2 protein-coding genes are annotated in these 3,340 nt (G+C 74.5%); one reads left to right on the forward strand and one right to left on the reverse strand.

Going from position 1 to position 3,340, the window contains the following annotated elements; genetic code table 11:
• The coding region (locus tag Q6969_RS14405) for a glycoside hydrolase family 15 protein (RefSeq protein ID WP_317231061.1) at positions 1–1,836 on the reverse strand (1,836 nt) is incomplete at its 3' end.
• 89 nt (positions 1,837–1,925) lie between these two features.
• On the opposite strand from Q6969_RS14405, the gene Q6969_RS14410 reads away from it, so the two are divergent.
• Entirely contained in the window at positions 1,926–3,308 is a 1,383-nt protein-coding gene (locus Q6969_RS14410; protein ID WP_317231062.1) for a glucose-6-phosphate dehydrogenase, read from the forward strand.
• The last annotated feature ends 32 nt before the right edge of the window (positions 3,309–3,340 follow it).

Consider the following 3,340-nt stretch of genomic DNA (forward strand, 5'->3'; position numbering starts at 1 on the left):
CTCCGCGTGCGCGCGCGCGGCGTTGCCGTCCGCGTGCGCCCGGTCGAGGTCGTCCGGATGCGCCGCGGCGGCCGCCTCCAGCGCATCCGCCGCCCGCACCAGCGCGAGGTGCGACAGGGCCTGCGGCACGTTGCCGGCCTGGCGGCGCCCCACCGGGTCGTACTCCTCCGAGAGGAGGCCGACCTCGTTGCAGAGGCCCACCAGGCGGTCCATGAGCTCGCGCCCGTCGGCCACCCGCCCGGACCGCGCGTACTGCTCCACCAGCCAGAACGAGCAGGCGAGGAACGGGTACTCGCCGGCGGGCAGCCCGTCCACCCCGGCGCTCGTGTCGTAGCGCAGCAGGAACCCCTCGTGCATGAGCGTGCGCTCCATCGCGTCGACGGTCGCGAGCATGTGCGGGTCGTCGTAGGCGCAGAAGCCGGCCTGGGCGAGGATCAGCAGCGAGGCGTCCACCTCGGTCGTGCCGTAGTGCTGGCGGAACGCGCCCGTGGCGGGGTCCACGCCGCGGTCGAGGATCTCGTCGCGCACCCGGTCCCGCAGCGTCCGCCACTGCTCGACGGGCCCGTCGAGGCCGTGCCGCTCGACGCCCTGCACGGCCGCGTCGAGCGCCGCCCAGATCATCGCGCGCGAGTGCGTGAAGTGCTGCTCGGCCCCGCGGATCTCCCAGATGCCGCTGTCCTGGCGCTCCCAGTTCTCCTCGACGAAGCCGATGAGGGCGCGCTGCAGCGGCCAGGAGAACTCGGTCTCCCGGACGCCCGCGTCGCGCGCGGCCTGCAGCGCGAGCATGACCTCGCCGATGACGTCGGCCTGGTACTGCTCGAAGGCGCCGTTCCCGACGCGGACGGGCCCGGAGCCCTCGTACCCGGGCAGGCTGTCGAGGTCGCGCTCCGGGAGGAAGCGCTCGCCGCTCAGGCCGTACATGATCTGGACGTCGCCCGGGTCCCCGGCGATCGCGCGCAGCAGCCAGGTGCGCCACTCGTCGGCCTCGTCGTCGAAGCCGTGCGCGAGCAGCACCTCGAGGGTGAGGGACGCGTCGCGGAGCCACACGTAGCGGTAGTCCCAGTTGCGGGATCCGCCGAACTGCTCGGGGAGGCTGGTGGTCGCGGCCGCGACGATGCCGCCGGTGTCCTCGTGCGTGAGCGCGCGGAGCACGAGCAGCGACCGGCGGACGGCCGCCTGGTGCGGGCCCTGGTGCTCGATGGAGCTCGCCCAGGTCTCCCACCACTCGGTGGTGTGCTCGAGGGCTGCGTCCACGTCGAACGCGGGCGGCTCGCTGCGGTGCGAGGGGTACCACGTGAGGGCGGTGTCCACGGTCTCGCCGGCCGACACGTCGAAGGCCACGCCGTGGTGGTGGTCCGTCGCCGTCAGCTCGGGACCGCGGATGACGACGGCGTCGGGACCGGCAACGGCGACGAGGCGCGGATCGTCGCCGTCGAGCTTGCGGATCCACGGCAGCGCCGTCGCGTAGCCGAAGCGGAGGCGCAGGTCGCCCTGCATCCGGACCGTGCCGCTGATGCCCTGGACGCGGCGGACGACGTCGGCCCGCCGGTCGCCCATGGACATGAAGTCGGTGACCTCGACCGCGCCCTCGGGCGTCTCCCACCGCGTCCAGAGGACGAAGGTGTTGCCGAGGTAGGTGCGCATCGACACGGTCGCGTCGGGGGACGCGGGCGCGAGCCTCCACGCGCCGTGCTCCTCGGTGCCGAGGAGCGCGCCGAACATGGACGCGGAGTCGAACCGCGGCAGGCACAGCCAGTCGATGGACCCGTCCCGCCCGACCAGCGCACCCGTGTGGCAGTCCCCGATGAGTGCGTAGTCCTCGATGCGCATGGCCATGCCACATGGTCCCACGGGGCACCCGGGCGTCCGCGCCACGGGGCGCATCCGGCCACCGGGGGCAGGGCGGCCCGGCGTAGCCTGGCCCCATGCCCGCCACCTCCACGCTCCTCATCCTCGGCGCCAGCGGCGACCTCTCCGCGCGCCTGCTCCTCCCCGGCCTCGGGGAGCTCCTCGCCCACCGGCCGGACCTCGACCTGCAGCTGGTCGGCGCGGGCACGGAGGAGTGGGACGACGAGCGGTGGCGCGAGGTCGTCCGCACCTCCTTCGCGTCGCTCGGCGCGGAGGGCCCCGCGGTCGACCGCGTGGTCTCCGGCACCACCTACCTCTCCGCCGACGTGACGTCCGAGTCCGACCTCGAGCGGCTCCTGGCCGCGTGCGACGCCGCCCCCGCCGTCTACTTCGCCCTGCCGCCGGCGGTCACCGAGCGGGCCTGCGAGGCGATGACGCGCATCACCCTGCCCGAGGGCACGTCCCTGTCGCTCGAGAAGCCGTTCGGCACCGACCTCGCGAGCGCGCAGGCGCTCAACCGGCTCCTCGCGACGCTGGTCCCCGAGGAGCGCACCCACCGCGTCGACCACTTCCTCGGCCGCTCGACCGTCCGCAACCTCCTCGGACTGCGCTTCGCGAACCGGCTGCTCGAGCCCGTCTGGAACGCCCAGCACATCGCGAGCGTCGAGATCGTCTACGACGAGCAGCTCGCCCTCGAGGGGCGCGCCCGCTACTACGACACCGCGGGCGCGCTGACCGACATGATCCAGAGCCACCTGCTGCAGGTGATGGCCGTGTTCGCGATGGAGCCGCCCGCCACGACCGACGCCCGCGACGTGCGCGACCAGAAGGCGCTCGTGCTCCGCGCGACGCGGCCGTGGGGCGGGGATCCCGTGGCGTCGTCCCGCCGCGCCCGGTACTCGGCCGGCGACGTGGAGGGCCGCGAGCTCCCCGCCTACGCCGACGAGGAGGGCGTCGACCCCGCGCGCGGCACCGAGACGCTCGCCGAGATGACGGTGGAGATCGCGAACTGGCGCTGGGCGGGCGTGCCCTTCCGGCTGCGCTCGGGCAAGGCGATGCGGGACCACCGGCGCGAGATCGTCGTGACCTTCCAGCCCGCGCCGCACGTGCCGACCGGGCTGTCGGGGGCGGACGAGCCCGATCGGATCCGCATCCTCCTCGCACCCGACGAGCTGCACCTGGAGCTGAACGTCAACGGGCCGGCCGACCCCGACGTCATCGACCGCGCCGAGCTCGTGACCGCCTTCGACGCGGGCGACCTCCCGCCGTACGGCCAGGTCATCGACGGCATCATCTCGGAGGACGAGAGCCTCTCGGTGCGCGGCGACACGGCCGAGGAGTGCTGGCGGATCGTCGAGCCCGTCATCGCCGCGTGGCGCGCGGGCGACGTGCCGCTCGAGGAGTACCCGGCCGGGTCGGCGGGGCCGTGGGACGGCCCGCAGGTGGCGCCGAGGAGCTGATCCCGCGGCCGCCGCGTCGGCGGGGAGCAGCC

Source organism: Clavibacter sp. MX14-G9D, from assembly GCF_032917815.1.
Lineage (GTDB): Bacteria > Actinomycetota > Actinomycetes > Actinomycetales > Microbacteriaceae > Clavibacter > Clavibacter michiganensis_K.